The 19,058-nt window shown below is 67.4% G+C and carries 16 protein-coding genes; 10 read left to right on the top strand and 6 right to left on the bottom strand.

Annotated elements, in window-relative coordinates; genetic code table 11:
- Positions 1-68: 68 nt before the first annotated feature.
- The 5 genes from CAL12_RS22955 (at position 69) to CAL12_RS22935 (ending at position 6,270) form a co-directional block, all read left to right on the top strand.
- Positions 69-1,643 (top strand): DUF1800 domain-containing protein, encoded by a 1,575-nt coding sequence (locus CAL12_RS22955; protein WP_086066728.1) that lies wholly within the window; start codon positions 69-71, stop codon positions 1,641-1,643.
- The gene (locus tag CAL12_RS22950; RefSeq protein WP_086066727.1) at positions 1,640-3,058 is read left to right on the top strand and encodes a DUF1501 domain-containing protein; all 1,419 of its coding nucleotides are present in this window, start codon (positions 1,640-1,642) and stop codon (positions 3,056-3,058) included. Before CAL12_RS22955 ends, CAL12_RS22950 begins: the two co-directional genes overlap by 4 nt.
- Positions 3,059-3,267: 209 nt before the next feature.
- Positions 3,268-4,008: a lytic transglycosylase domain-containing protein gene (locus CAL12_RS22945; protein ID WP_420042740.1), complete on the top strand. Its 741-nt coding sequence runs from the start codon at positions 3,268-3,270 to the stop codon at positions 4,006-4,008.
- A gap of 135 nt (positions 4,009-4,143) precedes the next feature.
- Positions 4,144-4,764 (top strand): phosphatase PAP2 family protein, encoded by a 621-nt coding sequence (locus tag CAL12_RS22940; RefSeq protein ID WP_086066726.1) that lies wholly within the window; start codon positions 4,144-4,146, stop codon positions 4,762-4,764.
- 75 nt (positions 4,765-4,839) lie between these two features.
- Complete coding sequence (locus CAL12_RS22935) at positions 4,840-6,270, top strand: MFS transporter (RefSeq protein WP_269768443.1); 1,431 nt, start codon at positions 4,840-4,842, stop codon at positions 6,268-6,270.
- A gap of 44 nt (positions 6,271-6,314) precedes the next feature.
- Here CAL12_RS22935 and CAL12_RS22930 read toward each other — a convergent pair whose 3' ends face one another.
- On the bottom strand, positions 6,315-6,761 hold the full coding sequence (locus CAL12_RS22930; RefSeq protein ID WP_086066724.1) for a DUF2501 domain-containing protein: 447 nt from the start codon (positions 6,759-6,761) through the stop codon (positions 6,315-6,317).
- Positions 6,762-6,970: 209 nt separating this feature from the next.
- Here CAL12_RS22930 and CAL12_RS22925 point away from each other — a divergent pair, with 209 nt between their 5' ends.
- Both CAL12_RS22925 and CAL12_RS22920 read left to right on the top strand, forming a co-directional pair.
- Entirely contained in the window at positions 6,971-7,942 is a 972-nt protein-coding gene (locus tag CAL12_RS22925; RefSeq protein WP_086066723.1) for a D-2-hydroxyacid dehydrogenase, read from the top strand.
- Positions 7,943-8,046: 104 nt separating this feature from the next.
- Positions 8,047-9,279, top strand: coding sequence for an MFS transporter (locus CAL12_RS22920; protein WP_086066722.1), 1,233 nt, complete (start codon positions 8,047-8,049; stop codon positions 9,277-9,279).
- A gap of 48 nt (positions 9,280-9,327) precedes the next feature.
- On the opposite strand, the gene CAL12_RS22915 is transcribed toward CAL12_RS22920, so the two are convergent.
- Positions 9,328-10,251, bottom strand: a complete 924-nt coding sequence (locus CAL12_RS22915; RefSeq protein WP_232464607.1) for a Bug family tripartite tricarboxylate transporter substrate binding protein — start codon at positions 10,249-10,251, stop codon at positions 9,328-9,330.
- Between the two features lie 351 nt (positions 10,252-10,602).
- Here CAL12_RS22915 and CAL12_RS22910 point away from each other — a divergent pair, with 351 nt between their 5' ends.
- From CAL12_RS22910 to CAL12_RS22900, 3 genes are read left to right on the top strand one after another with little or no spacing between them, the layout of a single operon-like run.
- Positions 10,603-11,748, top strand: a complete 1,146-nt coding sequence (locus CAL12_RS22910) for a mandelate racemase/muconate lactonizing enzyme family protein (RefSeq protein ID WP_086066720.1) — start codon at positions 10,603-10,605, stop codon at positions 11,746-11,748.
- A gap of 26 nt (positions 11,749-11,774) precedes the next feature.
- Positions 11,775-12,092 carry an NIPSNAP family protein gene (locus CAL12_RS22905; protein ID WP_086066719.1) on the top strand — a complete coding sequence of 106 codons (318 nt, stop codon included), beginning with the start codon at positions 11,775-11,777 and terminating at the stop codon, positions 12,090-12,092.
- A gap of 27 nt (positions 12,093-12,119) precedes the next feature.
- Positions 12,120-13,055 (top strand): LysR family transcriptional regulator, encoded by a 936-nt coding sequence (locus CAL12_RS22900; RefSeq protein WP_157793093.1) that lies wholly within the window; start codon positions 12,120-12,122, stop codon positions 13,053-13,055.
- Positions 13,056-13,111: 56 nt separating this feature from the next.
- On the opposite strand, the gene CAL12_RS22895 is transcribed toward CAL12_RS22900, so the two are convergent.
- From CAL12_RS22895 to CAL12_RS22880, 4 genes are all read right to left on the bottom strand, one after another.
- Positions 13,112-14,107 carry a Bug family tripartite tricarboxylate transporter substrate binding protein gene (locus CAL12_RS22895; RefSeq protein WP_232464606.1) on the bottom strand — a complete coding sequence of 332 codons (996 nt, stop codon included), beginning with the start codon at positions 14,105-14,107 and terminating at the stop codon, positions 13,112-13,114.
- Between the two features lie 84 nt (positions 14,108-14,191).
- Positions 14,192-15,265, bottom strand: a complete 1,074-nt coding sequence (locus CAL12_RS22890) for a lactonase family protein (protein WP_086066717.1) — start codon at positions 15,263-15,265, stop codon at positions 14,192-14,194.
- Complete coding sequence (gene acnA / locus CAL12_RS22885; protein WP_086066716.1) at positions 15,262-17,982, bottom strand: aconitate hydratase AcnA; 2,721 nt, start codon at positions 17,980-17,982, stop codon at positions 15,262-15,264. The genes CAL12_RS22890 and acnA overlap by 4 nt, the downstream gene beginning before the upstream one ends.
- Positions 17,983-18,077: 95 nt before the next feature.
- The gene (locus tag CAL12_RS22880; protein WP_086066715.1) at positions 18,078-18,959 is read right to left on the bottom strand and encodes a LysR substrate-binding domain-containing protein; all 882 of its coding nucleotides are present in this window, start codon (positions 18,957-18,959) and stop codon (positions 18,078-18,080) included.
- Between the last annotated feature and the right edge of the window lie 99 nt (positions 18,960-19,058).

Here is a 19,058-nt window from a genome sequence, read left to right as displayed (position 1 = left end):
CCAAGCGCCGGAATTGTGGGCATGCTGCGATGCGTCTAAGGTGGGTGCGTTGCAGACTTCATGCCGCCATGTCAGTGACGACCACCCGGCCGCCTCGCGCCGACCCCGCTACCTTGGGCGATGACTATCCCGTGCCGACGCCTGGGCAGGCGTCGCGTTTCCTGGCGCAGGCCACGTTCGGCCCGACGCCCGCGGAAATCGATCGCGTGGTGCGCATGGGCTACGCGGCCTGGCTGGACGAGCAGTTGAACCTGCCGCCATCGCAGACGCATTTCGACTGGCTGCTGTCCATCCGGGCCGACAACGAGGCCAACAAGGGCAACGGCATCAACGCGCCGCTGGAATCGACCCTGTGGCGCAAGTTCATCTCGGCGCCCGACCAGGTGCGCACGCGGGTGGCCTTCGCCTTGTCGGAAATCTTCGTGGTGGGCGTGTCGGCGATCACCACCAACTGGCCCTTGTTTGGCGCGGCATCTTTCATGGATATCCTGGCCGAACATGGCCTGGGCGATTACCGCACGCTGCTGGGCGCGGTGACGCTGAACGTATCGATGGGCTGCATGCTGACGTATCGCGGCAATCGCAAGGAAGACCCGCGCACCGGTCGCGAGCCGGACGAGAATTATGCGCGCGAGGTGATGCAGCTGTTCACCATCGGCCTGTACCAGCTGAATCCGGATGGCACCATCAAGCTGTCCAAGGGCAAACCGATCGAGACCTACGGCAATGACGACGTGCGCGGGCTGGCCAAGGTGTTCACCGGCTGGGACCTGAGCGGCAGCGAGGAGAACGTGGCCTTCCATCGGCGGCCCATGGCGCTGAACCCCGCCTTGCATTCCATGTCGGAGAAACGTTTCCTGGGCACGGTGGTGCCGGCCGGAACGGGCGGCGTCGCATCGATGAACAAGGCCCTGGATGTGCTGTGCAACCATTCCAACGTGGGGCCCTTCGTCGGCACGCAGCTGATCCAGCGGCTGGTCACCAGCAATCCGAGCCCGGCGTACGTGGGCCGCGTGGCGGCCGTGTTCGCCGATGACGGACGCGGCCGGCGCGGCAACCTGCGCGCCGTCGTCAGGGCGGTGCTGCTGGATCCGGAGGCCCGCTTTCCCGACCTGGCTTCGCCCACCTGGGGCAAGGTGCGCGAGCCCATCGTGCGTTTCGCCGCCTGGGCGCGCGCCTTCGGCGCGACGTCGACCGATGGCAAGTGGGCCATGCCGGATACCACCGACAACACCATACGGCTGGCGCAGAGTCCGATGCGCTCGGCGTCGGTGTTCAATTTCTTCCGCCCGCGCTACACGCCGCCGGGCAGTCCGATCGCGGAGCGCGGCATGGTGGCGCCGGAGATGCAGATCACCGATGAAACGAGCGTCGCGGGCTATCTGAACTTCGTCGCGATCTACGTCGATCGTGGCTGGGAAGACTTGCAGACGTCCTATAAGGCGGAAGTTGCGGTGGCGCACGATACGCAGGCCCTGGTGGACCGCGTCGTGCTGTTGATGGCCGGCGATGCCTACGATCGCGGCACCGCCGCCGAGATCGCGCGCGCCGTGGCCACCATACCGGCCGATCGTCCGCTGGACCGCGTGCGCGCCGCGATCACGCTGGTGGCGGCCACGCCTGACTATCTGGTGCAGCGATGACGACTTCAGCTTCACGCCGGGAGTTCGTGCGCCGCGTGTCGGTGCTGGGCGCGGCGGGCGTCGCGGGCGCGGCGCTGCCGCTGGCCGTGCGCCTGGCCGCGGCTGGCGAGGCCGCCGCGCAGGCGACGCCATCCGGCGCCGCGTCGCGATCCGATGGCAAGGAAGACTACAAGGCCCTGGTCTGCGTCTTCCTGTATGGCGGCAACGATCCCTACAACACGGTCGTGCCCTACGACGCCGATAGCCACGAGCGCTATTTTCGGACGCGCGCCGACATCGCGTTGAAGCGGGACAAGCTGGATGCGACGGTGCTGCGCGGCTCCGCGCGCGAGAATGGCGCCGCCGGGCGCGTCTACGCCCTGGCGCCGGCGCTGGCGCCGCTCACGCCGCTGTTCGAGCGTGGCGCGCTGGCGGTGCAGTTGAACGTTGGCCCCATGGTCGTGCCCACCACCAAGGCCGACTACATCGGCGGGCGGGTGCCCATGCCGCCCAAGCTGTTCTCGCACAACGACCAGCAATCCTACTGGCAAGGCCTGGCGCCGGAGGGCGCGGCGTCCGGCTGGGCCGGCCGGTTGGCCGACCTGTTCGCCGCCGGCAACGGCAACAGTACCTTCGCCAACGTCACGGCCGGCGGCACGGCGCTGCTGTTGTCCGGGCAGCACGTGTCCGCCTACCGTGTCAGTCCGGCCGGCTCGACGCCGATCGAGCTGCTGCAACGGGACACCTATGGATCGACGGCCTGCACCGATCTGCTCCGTTCCCTGTTGACGCGGCCCGGACCGCACCTGTTCCAGCAACAGATCGCCGCCACGCTGGCGCGATCAATACGCGCCGACACGCAACTGCGCGCAGCCCTGGAAGGCGTCGATGTGCGGGGCGGCTTCGGCACGCCCCTGGGCGCGCAGTTGAAGATCGTCGCCCGCATGATCGCCGCGCGGCGGTCGCTGGGCGTCAAGCGCCAGGTGTTTTTCGTTTCGCAGAACGGCTACGACAATCACGACGGCCTGAACGGCACCCATCCCGGCCTGCTGCGGGAACTGGGCGGCGCGCTGGCCGATTTCCAGCAGGCGATCGCGGCGCTGGGCATGGAAGACCGGGTGACCACGTTCACCGCATCCGAGTTCGGCCGCACCCTGGTGTCCAACGGCGACGGTTCCGACCATGGCTGGGGCGGCCACCACTTCGTCCTGGGGGGCGCCGTGCGAGGTGGCCGCTTCTACGGCACGCAGCCCGAATGGGATATCAAGGGCCCAGGCTACGTCGACGCCGGACGGCTGCTGCCCAGCACTTCCGTCGAGGAATTCGGCGCGACGCTGGGCGCCTGGTTCGGCGCCGACAACGGGGCGCTGGACGACGTGTTCCCCCATCTGCGCAATTTCGGCAACCGCGACGTGGGCTTCCTGCGGCGGGCCTGACGCATTCGACGTGGCGCCATGGCCGGCGAACCCGGCCATGTGCATTAGTGCTCCGCTCGATGCACTAAGACGTCAAGGCAGAAGACAGCGCGCGCCGCCATACCCCAATATCTGGGACCGGAGGAGAGACCGGGTGGCGCGAGTGGTGAGGACGCGCCCGAGCATGGGGCCGCGGCAGCGCGGCAGGCCACCGCACACGCAAAATCACCATGACGACACACTGGCGTACCCGCGCGCGAAACAATGGGCCACGATGGCTGTTCCTGGCTGCCCTGGCGATGGTGCTGGCCCTGGGAACGGGTGCAAAACAGGCTTGGGCGGGCGAGACCTACCGCTACAAGGATCCCTTCGGCAACTGGCGCAGCATGACGGTCGACAAGGGGATGGCCAAGTACTACAGGCAGGCCCAGGCGCGCGCCGCCTCGCGTTGCGCGACCTGCGCGCCGCGCCTGCGAGTGGGCGGCCCGGCGGGGGCGCCGGCCAGGGCCGCGCTGGCGCAGGCCGACGAAGCGCGCGTGGCGGCGCTCAGCACGCATCGAGGGCTGGACGACTACCGCACCGTCATCGCCAAGGCGGCCGCCGATTACGGGCTGGACAGCGCGCTGCTGGGCGCCGTCATCGCCATCGAGTCCGGATTCCGCAAGGATGCGCGGTCCCCCAAGGGGGCGCTGGGGCTGATGCAGTTGATGCCCGGCACCGCCGCCGCCTTGCTGGCCGACGCGGATATCGAGCGCGCCCTGGTGGACCCGGCCACCAACGTGCGGGCCGGGTCGCGCCACCTGCGCAGCCTGATCGACCAGTATCCCGGTCGCCTGGACCTGGCGCTGGCCGCCTACAACGCCGGACAGGGCGCGGTGCAGAAATACGATGGCGTTCCGCCTTATGCGGAAACCCAGCAGTACGTGCGCGACGTGATTGCCCTGTACGCGCGCTACAAGGCGGGTTGGTAGGGCCGGCGTCGCCGCCGTCCGCGCCGGGCGGTAGGTATACCGCCGCGGGCGCGCCGGTGGGCAAGATGGGGGATAGCCAAGCCGTGCGGGATATGGTCCCATGGAGCGCTTGAACGTTGGTCTCCCGAGGATGGCATGCACGGTTTCTGGATGTTGGTTTCGGCGCTGGGTGAATCGCGGCTGGTGCTGCCGGCCGCGTTGATCGCGATGCTGTTCGTCGCGATGACGCAAAGGCCGCCCGTGCTCAATTGGCTGTGGGCCTTCGGCATCGCCGGGGCGGCGGTGCTGGCGTCCAAGCTGGCATTCCTGGGGTGGGGCATAGGCTGGGCCGCCATCGACTTCACGGGTTTCAGCGGCCATTCCATGGTGTCGGCGGCGGTGTACCCGGTGCTGGGCTACGCCTTGGGCAACCGCCACTCGCGGCGCCTGGCGGTCGCGCTGGCATGGACCGGCGCCGCATTCGCGGTGCTGGTGGGCATATCGCGCCTGGTGCTGGACGCGCATTCGGTCTCCGAGGTGATACTCGGCCTGGCGGTGGGCGGCGTGGTGTCCGGCGTCGTGCTGGCGCGCTGGCCCGTCGGCCGGCTGGGCCTGCGCGCGGGAGCGGTGGCGCTGGCTTTCCTGCTGTCGGCGGCGGCCAGCTATTCGGTTGCGCCCAAGATGCGCACGCATGATGTCGTGGTGGCATTGGCCCTGGCCTTGTCCGGCCAAGACGCGCCCTATACCCGCGATCACCTGCATCGCGGCCCGGTATAGGCGCCCGGCGCCGGCGCGCGTGGCGCTCGTCTGCTGACAAAATGCTGAAGGAATGGCGTTGAACGGGATGTCATAATCTCGCTCCGTCGCCATAGAACCGTCCGTTTTTCCGCCATGCCGCTTGCCATCGGTGCGTTCATTGTCCCGCTCATCGTGGCGTGCGCCTTGTTCATGGAAAATGTCGACGCGACGGTGCTGGTGACCGCGCTGCCATCGCTGGCGCGCGACCTGGGCGAAGACCCGATCACCCTCAAGCTGGCCGTGACCAGCTATGTCGTCGGCCTGGGCGTATTCATCCCCATCTGCGGCTGGGTCGCCGACCGCTTCGGCCCGCGCACGGTATTCCGCGCCGCCATCGGCGTCTTCGTGGTGGGCTCGCTGCTGTGCGCGGCTTCCAACTCCCTGTTCACCTTCGTGCTCGCGCGCTTCGTGCAGGGCGTGGGCGGCGCCATGATGGTGCCGGTCGGGCGCATCATCATCTTCCGTTCGGTGGCGCGCGCCGACTTCGTGCGCGCCGTCAATTACCTGACCGTGCCGGCGCTGCTCGGGCCTGTCGTGGGGCCGCTGCTGGGCGGCTTCATCACGACCTACCTGCATTGGCGGCTGATGTTCTTCATCAATGTGCCCATCGGCCTGCTGGGTATCTACCTGACCAACCGCCATATCGACGACGTGCGCGATACCGAGCCAGGGCACCTGGACTGGCCGGGATTCGTCCTGTCGGCGGGCGGCGCTTCGCTGTTCATGCTGGGCATGTCGCTGGTCGGCAGCGACGTCGTCAGCGACCGCGCGACCGCGATCATGTGCGTGGTAGGCATCGTGCTGTCGGGCTTGTACGTGCTGTACGCGCGGCGCGCGAAGAACCCGCTGCTGGACCTGCGTTTCCTGCGGATCCCGACGTTCCATACCAGCGTGATGGGCGGCTCGCTGTTTCGCATCGGCCTGGGCGCGGTGCCTTTCCTGCTGCCGCTGGCGCTGCAGGAAGGGCTGGGCATGACGCCGTTCGAGGCCGGCATGATCACGTGCGCGTCGGCCTTCGGCGCGCTGTTCATGAAAACCCTGGCGCAACCGCTGCTGCGGCGCTTCGGCTTCCGTCCCGTGCTGATGGCGAACGCGGCGCTGTCCGGCCTGGCGCTGGCCAGCTACGGCCTGTTCCACCCCGAGATGTCACGCGGGGTGATCTGGGTCATCGTCCTGTTCGGCGGCATATTCCCGTCGCTGCAATTCACCGCGCTGAATGCGTTGGCGTACGCGGAAATCGATAGCGGTGACGTGGGCCGGGCCACCAGCGTGGCCAGCGTGATCCAGCAGATGTCGCTGGGGCTGGGCGTGACGGTGGCGGGTATTGTGTTGCAACTTTCCCATTATGTGCAGGGCCATGCGCAGATCGTGTGGACGGATTTCTGGCCGGCGTTCCTGGTGCTGGGACTGTTCTCCGCCGCTTCCATACCGGTAACGGCGCGCATGCCGCGGGGAGCGGGCCGGGAGCTGACGCGCGGGCGTTGATGCCGCCGGTGGTCCGGCTCGCCATCATTGCTCGGCGCGGGTCCTTACAGGAAGGACTTGGCCTGCTGCAACACCACGTCGCAGGCTTGCTGGGCGGCGGCCTTCTTCAAGCCGCCACCGCTCAGGTCGACGCTGTTGCCGGAGCCGGTCTGCAGTACGCCCATCGCGCCGGACAGGTAACCGCTGTCCTTCTGCGGAGGCTGGCCGGTGCTCCCGCCCAGCTTGCCGAGCAGCCGGTCCTTCAGGGAACTGGCGCTGCCATCCTGCAGGTACTTGTTCTTGATGCAGTATTCCAGGATGCCCGCGGCGTTGCCCAGGCTGCCGGAGGTCAATCCGCCTGCATCGGGCGTCGATCCGCTACCGGAACCGCCCAGGCCCAGGCCGCCGAGGGCTCCTTTCAGGTCCAATCCTTCGGCCTGCGCGGGCCCGGCCGCCATGGCCGCGAGCATGCCCGCCAGCGCGGCGGCGCGCGCGAGATTGCGTGTCTTCATTGCTATCACTCCTGGGTGAACTCCTATGCGGGAAATGCCCTGGCCATGGGCCTAATCGGGCGATAATGTCGGCGCCGGACCGCCAGGCTCGCGCTCGAAGCGCGAACCCAGCGCATCGGTGCATCGGTGCGGCCGTTCCGCAGCCGGCGTAAGAATAGGCGCATGGGGTGCGCTTCCTGGTAACGATAGGTGCCATAACACTAGTCATCATGACGATACGTATACTGCTTTCCCGCGATACCGCCGAACGCCTGCGCGAGCCCATCGCGAAGGTGATGAATGGCCGTCCGTACGAATTGCGCATCGCCGAGCCCACGCTGGGCCACGCGTACGACGACGTGGATCTCGCATACATCTCGCGCGAGGTGACGGGCGCCTCGACCAAGCACGTGCTGATGGAGTCCCTGCAGGCCTTCTACGAATCGCTGCGGGCGTCGCCGGGGCTGCGCTGGGTGCATGTGCATTCGGCGGGGCTGGACCGGCCGATCTTTCCCGAACTGAAGGCGCGCGGCGTGGAAGTCAGCGCATCGGCGGGCGCGAACTCGGAACCGGTGATGCAGACGGCGCTGGCCGGCTTGCTGGCCTTGAACCGGCGCATGCACGTGCTGCTGGATGCGCAGCGGCAGGGTCGCTGGCTGAAGGCCACCGAGCTGAAGATCCCGCGTGACCTGGCGGGCCAGACCGCGGTGATCGTCGGCTGGGGCAGCATAGGCCAGCGCCTGGGCGCCGTGCTGAAACTGCTGGGCCTGAAGATCGCGGTGGTGCGGAGCAGCGCCGAACCGGTGGACGCGGAGACGGAAACCGTGGCGTTCGAGGACATCGGCAAGCTGTTGCCGCGCGCCGACTGGCTGATCCTGGCCTGTCCCTTGAGCGAGCGCACGCGCGGGCTGGTCGATGGCCGGGCGCTGGCGGCGCTGCCCGAAGGCGCGCACCTGATCAACGTGGCGCGCGGTGAGGTCGTCGTGGAAGCCGACCTGATCGAGGCCCTGCGCGCGGGGCGGCTGGGCGGAGCCTACCTGGACGTCTACGAGCACGAGCCGCTGGATGCCGGCTCGCCGCTCTGGCATATGCCCAACGTCATCGCCACGCCGCATGCGGCGGGCCATTCGGATGGCAATGCGAAGCGCGTCGACGCGATCTGGCTGCGCAAGCTGGAGGAATGGCTGCGCGCGTATGGATAGGCGCTTCCGGGGTCGCGTCCAGCCGGTAGTTATCTAAAAGGCAGATAACACGGATCACTATATTTCGTTTCTCCAGATATTGGGTTCTGGGTAGCATTCCACCCATGAACTATGCCGAACGCAACGCGCCGTATTGGAAGAGAAACCTGGTGGTATGCGTCTTCGGATCGTTCACCACGCTGGTCAGCTTGAGCATGCTGCTGCCCTTCCTGCCCTTGTATGTGCAGCAGTTGGGCGCGAAGTCCGCGGATGACGTCATGCGCTGGTCGGCCATCGCCTTCGGCGCGACGTTCTTCGGAACCGCCATCACGGCGCCGGTGTGGGGCAGGCTGGCCGACAGGTATGGCCGCAAGCCCATGCTGATACGCGCGGCGGTGGGCATGGCGATCGTCATGTCGCTGATCGGCCTGGCGCGTGGCATTACGGATCTCGTGGTGCTGCGGCTGCTTGCGGGCCTGGTCGGCGGCTACGCTTCCGCCTCGACGGTGATGATCGGCACCCAGGCGCCGCGGCAGCGGGCGGGATGGGCGCTGGGTGTCCTGTCCACGGGCGCGTTGGCGGGCAGCCTGGTGGGCCCGCTGGTGGGCGGTTTCCTGCCGGGTCTCGTCGGCATCCGCGGCACGTTCTTCGTCGGTGGCGGCATCATCGCCGTGGCCGCGCTGGCGACGATATTCCTCATACGCGAAGACTTCGACGTGCAAAGCCACCGATCGTCGACCGCAACGCGCGCAGCGGGCAGTCCTCGCTCCATCAACAACCTGTACATATGGACGTTGCTGACCACCGCGATGATGGTCCTGCTGTCGAACATGTCGATCGAGCCCATCATCACGATCTACGTGGGCGAGCTGGGCGTGCATCACGACAAGCTGGCGCAGTCGGCCGGCATCATCATGGCCTGTTCCGCGCTCGGCAGCATACTCGCCGCGCCGCGACTGGGCGCGATGGCGGATCGCGTCGGCAGCCGCCCGGTCATCATCGCCTGCCTGGTCGCGACTTCATTGGTCCTGGTACCCCAGGCATTCGTCAAAGAGTGGTGGCAACTGGCCGTGCTGCGGGGAATCATGGGCGCGACACTCGCCGGCTTGCTTCCTTCGGTGGCCAAGCTCATACGCCAGTCCGTCAACGAAGGCGACTCGGGATCGGCCCTGGGCTATCTTCAATCCGCCCAGTTTTCCGGCCAGGTCATAGGCCCATTGCTGGGCGGCGCGATCGGCGTCCACATGGGCCTGCCGCATGTCTTCTTCGTGACGAGCGCGCTGTTGCTGTTGTGCGCGCTGCTGAATTACTGGTCCGAGCGGCGCGGCAAGGCGGACGTGGTGAGGCCGGCGCGTTAAGCCCGGCCTGTCGCTGCTCCCAGGCAAAGCCCAGGCACGGTTCGCTGCCTAGTCGGCGCGTATGCCATTCGCCTTGATGATCTGGCTCCACTTGTCCCGTTCGTTCATCACGAAGGCGGCCATCCCGGCGCGTGTGCTGGGTGTCAGATCGATACCTTGCTGCATGGTCCTGGCCTTGACCTCCGGGTCCGTCAGGGCCTGTACGAAGGCGGCATTGAGCTTGTCCAGGATGGCCGGGGGCGTCTTGGCCGGCGCCATGAGGCCGAACCACGGCGTGACGTAAAAGCCCGGAACGCCCGCTTCGGCAAAAGTCGGTACGCCGGGAATCGATGGGGAGCGTCGTTCACTGGCAACCGCCAGTGCCCGAAGCTTGCCCGCGCGGATATTCGCCAAGGACGAAGGCAGGTTGTCGAAGAGCATGTCGATCTGGCCCGCGAGCAGGTCCTGGGCGACCGACGCCACGCCCTTGTAGGGAATATGCGCGACCTCGGCGCCGGTCTTCGCCCGAAGCAGCTCGATCGCCAAATGCGGCGAAGTGCCGACGCCGGCCGATCCCGCGTTCAACTTGCCGGGGTTGGCTTTCGCGTAGGCAATGAGTTCGGCGAGATTCTTCGCGGGCACGTTCGGATTCACCACCAGCACGCTGGGCACGGTGCCCAGCAGGGTGACGGGTGCGTAGTCCTTGACGATGTCGTACGGCGCGGGTTTGTACAAGGCCGGCGCGACCGCGCAACCGAATGCGCACAGCAGCAGGGTGTAGCCGTCGGGGTTCGCGCGCTGCACGTATTGCGCGCCGATATTGCCGCCTGCACCGGTCTTGTTGTCGATGATGATGGGTTGCCCGAGCGCCTTTCCGACTGCCTCGGTCAACGTGCGCGCGAAGACGTCGGGCGCGCCCCCGGCGGTATACGGCACGACCACCGTGATGGGCCTGGTGGGAAAGTCCGCCGCCTCCGCATGGAGGGGCACCATGGCCGATAGCATAACGACGCCGAAGGCCGCCGCATGGCGGGCGGCGTGGCGAGCGTAGAAACGGCGGATGAGTCCGCCACCGAGAGGTTTCCTGGTCAATTGAGCCACCTTTGTGATTGGCGAATACGGCCCATCTGCTTCCGTGCCCCCAGGCATGTGCCCATCGGACCGCCGATGAATAATATGGTCGCGTGAAGGGCGGCGGTAGCAGTTTTCCAAGATGGAATCGATCTGGAAATGTGAATCCCCGGAGTATCTGCATTCGTGATCGAAGACATCTGAAAGAATCGCTCCCCTCGGCATTTTCCCGACGCTAAGATGCCGCCAAGTCATTCAATATGCGGGAGCGTCATGGCTGCGACACTTACTCGAATCGAGACCTTCCTTTACCGCGCCGAAGTCCATGAGCCGGTCAAGACATCCTTCGGTTCGATCCCGCGCAGGTCGGTCCTTTTGTTGCGCGTGGAGGATTCCGACGGTGCGCATGGCTGGGGCGAGATCTGGTGCAATTTCCCGCCGTTCTCCGCCGACAACAAGGCCCGCCTGGTCGAGACGGTCATCGCGCCGGTGGCCCTGGGCGTCGAATGCCATGACCCGAAAGCCGTATGGCATGCATTGAGCGCGAAGACCCGCCGCTGGGCGATACAGAGCGGAGAGTACGGCCCGATAGCAGCCTGCCTGGCCGGGCTCGATCTTGCGCTCTGGGATATGGCGGGACGAAAAGCCAAGCTTCCCTTGAGGGCCTTGCTCGTACCGGGCGATGTCCCCGAAACCGTGCCCGCCTATGCGAGCGGGCTCAATCCCGATTCCGCGCTGGAGACCATCGACAGGGCGCGCGCGGCCGGATTCAATGCCTTCAAGGTCAAAGTGGCGTTCGGGCTGGCGCGGGACCTCGCGGTCCTGGACGCAATCAACAAGGAGTTGGCTCGAGACGAGCGCCTGATGGTCGATGCCAACCAGGGCTGGGACATGCCGGAGGCACGGATCGCGGTACCCAGGATGGCGGAACGCGAGCTCGGCTGGATCGAGGAGCCGATTCCCGCCGACAGTCCGGCGGAAGACTGGGCGGAATTGGCGATGCTTTCCTCTTCACCCATCGCGGGGGGAGAAAACGTTGCCGGATTCGCGGATTTCTCGCGGCTGATCGCGCAGCGCAGCCATAAGGTGGTGCAGCCCGACGTGCTCAAGTGGGGCGGCATCACCGGCTGCTTCGCGGTCGCCCGCCAGGCCGTGGCCAATGGCTTGACGTATTGCCCGCACTGGCTGGGTAGCGGCATTGGGTTGTCCGCATCGGCCCATCTGCTGTCCGCCGTGGGCGGGGACGGAATACTCGAGCATGACGTCATGGAGAATCCGCTGCGGGAGCCCCTTGCGCTTCCTTTTCCCCGGGTCCGCGACGGCAGGTTCCCCTTGCCCCAAGGCGCGGGACTGGGTGTCGAGCCTGACATTGCCGGCGTGTCGCGCTGGCTGCTCGACCGTAAAGACCATCGGAAGTAACCGTTTCCAGACAAGGAGCTGTCCAGATGTTGATCGAATTGAGGCGCTACACCATCGTCCCCGGCAAGCTGAAGGAATATCTCAGCCTGTACCAGGAAAGAGGATTTCCAGCGCAACGGAAGCACGTGGGGGAACCCGTGGGGTACTTCATTTCCGAGATAGGCACTGTCAACCAGGTGGTCCATCTGTGGAAATACGAGGACTTCGCCGATCGCCAGGCGCGTCGCGCGGCCATGGAGGCGGACCCCGACTGGCAGGCATACAAGAAGTTGACGGCAGCCGGCGCGTACATCCAACTGCAGGAAAGTCAGTTGTTAAATCCCGCGCCCTGGTCAAAAATCTGATCAACATGGGCTTGCCGGGTGGCCGACATGAATCTCTGGGACCTGAAGATCTTCAATATGGTGGCGCGCACGGGCGGCATAGGACGCGCGTCGGCGGAGCTGAACACCGTCCAGTCCAACGTGACCGCTCGAATGCGGCGGCTTGAAGAGGAACTGGGGACGCCGCTGTTCGAGCGGCATTCCAGGGGCGTGGTCCTGACGGCTGCGGGCAAGCGCCTGCAGCCCTATGCGCTCCAGGTCATCGAGTTGATGGATCAGGCCAAACAGGCCACCGCGGACACCGGCGCGCCGTCAGGTCCCCTGACCATAGGCGCGGGCGCCCTGACAGCGTCGCAGAGGCTGCCGCGATTGATATCCCGGTACGCCCAGACCTGGCCCGACGTCGATCTGTCCGTCACGACGTCGACCACCGGGCGCCTGATCGAGGACGTGTGTTCGCACAAGCTGGACGGTGCATTCGTGGCGGGACCGATCTGCGTTCCCGGGCTGGTCTCTGAGCCGATGTTCATGGATGAGCTGGTGCTGGTGAGCCCGCCTTCAGTACGTTCGCTGCAGGAAGTCCTGGACACCCGCTCGCTGCGGATGATCGTGTTTCCCAGCGGCTGCGCCTATCGGCCGCAACTTGCGGAATTGCTCCATCGGGAAGGCGCCCCGCCGCGCCGCACGATGGAGTTGTACTCGCTCGATGCGATCATGAACAGCATAGGCGCGGGGCTGGGTGTCGCCTTGCTGCCGGCAGGAGGTGTGCGGCCATATGTCAGGGATGGCATGGTCGCCACGCATCGCATCGATGGCAGTGGCCGGCCGGCCGAGACGTGCTTCATTCGCTCGGCCAGCCTGCGTGTGTCCAGCGCCGCGCTCGAATTCATAAAGATGGCGGCGCACTTCCGTCCCGCGGTATTGCTGCCTCACTTCGCGGCCGCCGAGGCGGGAGCCTGCACGTCCACGCGCCTGACGGTCTGATCGCGTCGTGCGTGGGCTGGCCATTCACACGGCCGGGGCGTCCGTGGTGGGCCTCCTTACTCCTGCAGCGTGATGTTGGTTTCCTTGATGACCTTGGCGAACTTGGCGGTCTCGGCGCGGCGGAAGGCGTCGAATTCGCCGCGCGACGACGGCGCGGGTTCGGCGCCCTGGTCCTTCAGGGCCTGCAGCAGCCGGGGATCCTTCATGGCTTGCAGGGCCGCCGTGTTCAGCTTGTCGAGGATGGGCGTCGGCGTTCCGCCCGGCGCGAACAGGCCGAACCAGTTGACGACCTCGTAGCCGGCGAGCTGGGGCGTTTCCGACAGGGCAGGCACATCCGGAAGGGCTTCCAGGCGATGCGATGACGTGACCGCGATGGGACGCACCTGCCCGCTCTTGATGAAGGGCATCGCGGCCGCCACGCTGGTGAAGGTCATCGTCACGTGCTGGGCGACCACGTCGGCGATCTGCTGCGCCGCGCCCTTGTACGGAATGTGGCGGATGTCGACGCCCGCCATGCGGTCCAGCAGTTCGCCGGAAACGTGCTGCAGGTTGCCGATCCCGCTGGAAGAAAACGTCAGCCTGCCGGGTTGCGATTTGGCGTAGGCCACCAGCTCGGCGGGCGTCTTGACCGGAACCGACGGGTTCACCACCAGCACATTGGGAATCCGCGCGACCAGCGTCACCGAAGCCAGCTCGCGCTCCGGGTTGAACATCATTTTTTCCTTGTACAGCGACGGGTTCACCACGATTTCGCCTGCCGCGGACAGCAGGATGGTGTAGCCGTCGGGCTTGGCCTTGGAAACGTAGTTCGCCCCGATCATGCCACTGGCGCCTGGCTTGTTCTCGACGATGATGGATTGCCCCAGCGTGTCGTGCAGCCGCTCCGCCATCAGCCGCGCGATCAGGTCGACGCCGCCGCCGGCGGTGTACGGAACGATCAGGCGGATCGGCATGGTGGGATAGGTATCCGCCGCGTTGGCGGCGCAGGGGATGGCCAGCAGCGCGGCGATGCCTAGCGCGGCGCGCAGGCGTGGGATCAGGGATTTCATCATCGGTCTCCTCATGTTTTCTGTTTCATTGCGGCTCGATCGGCGGATCCGGGCGAGCCGCCCGATTCCGCCCGACGGCCGGGACGGTCAATCGCCGAACACCATGCAGACCGGGCTGCCCGTGGCCGCGACCACGCCGGCGTCGGCGAGTTCGCCGGTGCCGGGATCGACATGGAAGGCCACGATGGTGTCGCTGTCCTCGTTGGCCGCGTACAGGTAGCGGCCCGCGGGGTCCAGGGTGAAGAAGCGCGGCGTGCGGCCGCCGGTGGCCCAGGCGCGCAGGTAGCGCAGGCGGCCGCTGGCGGCGTCGATGGCGAACAGGGCAATGCTGTCGTCGCCGCGATTCGATGCGTAGAGATGACGGCCCGTTGCGTCGACCACGATCGCCGCGGCGCGGCTGTTGCCGGTGTAGCTGTCCGGCAGCGTGGACAGTATCTGGAACGGCGCCAGGCCGCCTGTGCCCGCGTCATGGCGATAGGCCGTGACGGTGGAGTCCAGCTCGTTCACCACATAAGCCCAGGGCGCGGTCGGATGGAAGGCGATATGGCGCGGTCCGGCGCCTTCGCGCGCCACGACGCAGGGCGCCGCGGCTGGCGTCAGCCTGCCATCGATGAGACGGAAGGCGAAAATCCGGTCCAGTCCTTTGTCCGGCACGATCAGCCCGTCGCCGCCCGGCACGAAAGGGTTGAAGTGCGGCTTCGCGTGCTTCTGCTCGATGCGGTGCGGGCCGGGCTCGCCCGGCAGCGAGACCAGCTGGCTGACCGGCAGCAGCGTGCCGTCGCCTGCCAACGGGAGCACCGCCAGCGTGCCGGTCGCATGGTTCGATACGACGATGTGCGTGCCGCGCGGTGCGATCGCCAGGTGCACGGGGTTGCGACCTTCCGTGCCCTGGCGGTTCAGGAAAGCCAGGCGCCCGGTGTCCGGATCGACGCGGAAGGCGCTGATCTCGCTGGCGTCGCCGTGCACCGCGTACAGCACGCGGCCGCTTCCCGTTGCCGGCAGGGGGCCCAGCGCCAGATAGGAAGGGTTGACCAGGTCCACGACTTCCTGCTCCAGGCTCAGCGCGCCGGTGACGGGATCGCGATGCCAGGCCGTGATGCCGTGTCCGCGCGCATTGCGCTCCCGGGAAGTCCGGCACCCCACGTAGACGCTGGCTCTCATGCGCGCGGCTCCGTGAAGGCCATCTTGCGCACCACGTAGGGCAGCACGCCGCCATGCGTCAGGTAGCGGATTTCCTGTTCGGCATCGAGCCGCAGGGAGACCCGCAGTTCGCGCGGCGCCGCATCGCCCGCGCGCCGGATGCGCAGCGTCAGCAGGTTGTCGCCCACCTTCAGGTCGTCCAGGCCCAGGAGATCGAAACGTTCGCTGCCATCGAGCGCCAGCATGTCGCCGTGGTCGTCGCCGGTGAAAGTCAGTGGCAGCACACCCATGCCGATCAGGTTGCTGCGGTGGATGCGTTCGAAGCTGCGCGCCACCACGGCGCGCACGCCCAGCAGCGCCTGCGCCTTGGCCGCCCAGTCGCGGCTGGACCCGGCGCCGTAGTTCCATCCGGCGAAAACCAGCAGGGGAATGCCACGCGCTACGTAGGTCGCGGCGGCATCGTAGACCGGCAGGACCTCGCGCCCGTCGGCGTCCCAGGCCCAGGCGCCGGCGCCGCCCTGGTCGCCCACGAGCCGGTTGCGTACCGCCTTGTTGGTATAGGCGCCGCGCAGCATGACCTCATGGTTGCTGCGGCGCGTGGAATATTGATTCAGGTCTTCGCGCGCTTCGCCGCGCGCCAGCAGCCATTGTCCGGCCGCGCTGGACGGCGGTATGGTGCCGGCCGGCGAGATGTGGTCGGTGGTGACGTTGTCGCCGAATACCATCAGCGCTCTCGCATCGCGCAGCGCGGCCAGCGGCGCGGCTTGCGGCGCGACCGACTCCAGATAGCGGGGCCGGCGCAGGTAGGTCGAGCCGGCGTCCCAGGGGTAGCGCACGCTGGGCGGCGCCGACAGCGCCCGCCATTGCGGGGTGCCCGCCCAGATGGTCGCCGCGCGCTGGCGGAAGAGCTCGGGCCGCAGCACGCGCTCGGCCAGCGCGGCGACGTCCTCGTCGGCGGGCATCAGGTCGCGCAGCCAGACCGGCCGGCCGTCCGCGGCGACGCCCAAGGGGTCCTGCTCCAGGTCGACGCGGATGTTGCCGGCGATCGCGTAGGCCACGACCAGCGCGGGCGAGGCCAGGTAGCCGGCCGGCAGCCGGGGGTTGACGCGGCCTTCGAAATTGCGGTTGCCGGACAACACGGCGACGCCGCGCAGGCCCCGGTCCACCATGGCTTCCCCGGCCGCCGCCAGGCCGCCGGAGTTGCCGATACAGGTCATGCAGCCGTAGCCGACCAGGCCGAAGCCCAGGGCTTCCAGGTCTTGTAGCAGGCCGGCCTCGGCCAGGTAGTCGCCCACCGTGCGAGACCCGGGCGACAGCGATGTCTTCACCCACGGTTTGCGTCGCAGTCCACGTTCGCGCGCGCGGCGCGCCAGCAGGCCCGCCTGCAGCATCAGCAGCGGGTTGGCGGTGTTGGTACAGCTGGTGATGGCGGCGACCAGCACGGCGCCGTCCATGGGTTCGTCCGTCGGCTTTCCCGCCGGTTGCTCCGTCGGCCCAGGCTGGGTCGGCGATGCGCCTGCCAGTCCGCCTGTCCCCTGCGAGGCCGGCGAGGGCGCCTGCACGCCCATGCGCTCGACGAAGGACGCCCCGGCGCGCGCCAGCGCCTGCCGCTCGTGGGGCTGGTGCGGCCCCGCCACGCTGCGTTGCACGGCCCCCAGATCCAGCGCGATCACGGCGTCGAAGCGCGGCTCCGGCTCGCCATCGCGCCGCCACAGCCCCTGCGCCAGCAGATAGGCTCGCACGCGTTCGCGCTGCGCTTCCGTCCGGCCGGAAAGACGCAGGAAATCCATGGCTTCGTCATCGAAGGGAAAGAACATCACGGTGGCGCCATACTCCGGCGCCATATTCGCCACGGTGGCGCGCGCCGCCCACCCCAATGTCGACAATCCGGGCCCGCAGAACTCCACGAACTTGCCCACCACGCCGTGGGCGCGCAGCAGTTCGGCCAGGGTCAGCGCCAGGTCGGTGGCCGTCACGCCCTGCGCCAGGCGGCCTGTCAGGCGTATGCCCACGACCTCGGGGTAGGCGATGGGGACCGGCTCGCCCAGCAGTGCCGCCTGGCTCTCCAGGCCGCCTATCCCCCAGGCGAGCACGCCGATGCCGTTGATCATCGGCGTGTGGCTGTCGGTGGCCACCATATCGTCCGGATGCAGCAGGGCCTGGCCGTCCTGTGTGCGCGCGGCGCACACGACTTCGGCCAGCGCTTCCATATTCATCTGGTGGATGATCCCCGTGCCCGGCGGGATGACCTTGAAGTTGTCCAGGCTCTGTTCGGCCCAGCGGATGAAACGGTAGCGTTCGCCGTTGCGCCGGAAGTCGATATCCAGGTTGGCCTGAACCGCGTCCGGGTCGTCGTAGTGTTCCACGATCACCGAATGGTCGATCGTCAGCACGGCGGGAATCAGCGGATTGACCCGCGACGGGTCGCCTCCCAGCTCGGCGACGGCGTCGCGCATGCCCGCGAAGTCGGCCAGCGCCGGCAGGCAGGTCGTGTCGTGGAACATCAGCCGGTTGGGGTGGAAGGGCACTTCGCAGGCCGGGCCGCCGCCTGTGGCGCGCGCCAGCACGGCGGGAAGCGCCTCGGGCTGGCAGCGCGCCACGTTCTCGATCAGCAGGCGGATCGAGTAGGGCAGGGCCCGCAGGCGGTCCGCCGGCAGGATGCGTTGCAGCGCGACATAGGCATAGTCCTGCCCGTTGACGGCAAGGCGGTCGAGCAGTGCGGGATCGGGTCGATTCATGGACGGATCGTAATCCCCGTCCGCCGCCAGGAAAATTGACGCTTCGCCAAGCGAGCGTTTCCCGTTGAAGAACGCTGGGCCCTGCACACGCGGCGCTATGCGCGCAGATACCCCACCAGCGACCGTGCGGTGGGCGGCAGCGTTTCCAGGCTGCGTACGCCGATCAGCAGGCTGCGCCTGGCCCACGGTTCGGCCAGGGTCAGCGCGCGCAACTTGCCGCCGCGCAGGTAGGGCGCGGCCACCGCCCGTGGCAGCACGGCAATCCCCAGCTGGGCTTCCACCAGCTTGCACATGCAATCGAAGCCGCTGATGCGTATGCGCGGCCGCAGCGGCTTGCCGCGCTTCTTGGCCTCCGCCGTCAACAGCGCGTGCACCGAACTATCCAGGTGAGGACCGACGAACTCGTGATCCAGCACCGTGTCGAAACGCACCTTCTGGCGGCGCGCCAGGGCGTGCGTCGCCGGCACCACGACCACCAGTTCGTCCTGCCGGTAGGGGAATAGTTGCAGGCCATGCGCCGGCGTCTGTTCGGCGAAGATCCCGAGGTCGGCATGGCCATCGGCCACGGCCCGCACCACCGCCGTGCCCACGCGTTCCTCGATGTCGAACTTGATCTGCGGATAGTCGTTGGCGAATCGTTCGATGTCGCCCGGCAGGAATTGCGCCAGGGCGGACGTGATGGCGTGGATGCGCACGTGGCCCTTCACCCCGGCGGCATAGCCCGCCAGTTCTTCGTCCATCAGGGAAAGCGTATGCTGCATCTGGCGCGCGTAGTGCAGCAGGGATTGCCCCGCCGGTGTCAGGTCCACACCGCGCGCATAGCGCACCAGCAGGGGCGAGCCCGCCTGCGTCTCCAGTTCGGCGATGCGCTTGCTGATGGCCGATACGGCCAGATGCTTGCGCTGCGCTGCCTTGGTCAGGTTCTTGTCCTCGGCCACGGCGATAAACAAATCCAGGCTGGTCAGGTCGTATCGCATGATCGATGTATCCGGCTGTGGCCGTGCGCGTCTTCCGGCGGCCATGCCGGTCTTCTGTTAGGCTTGAGGCCTCTCGCTGGTTTCGGCGACGATGGCAGG

This window comes from Bordetella genomosp. 8 (genome assembly GCF_002119685.1).
Taxonomy (GTDB): domain Bacteria; phylum Pseudomonadota; class Gammaproteobacteria; order Burkholderiales; family Burkholderiaceae_B; genus Bordetella_C.
This window is presented reverse-complemented; position numbering and strand designations above follow the sequence as displayed.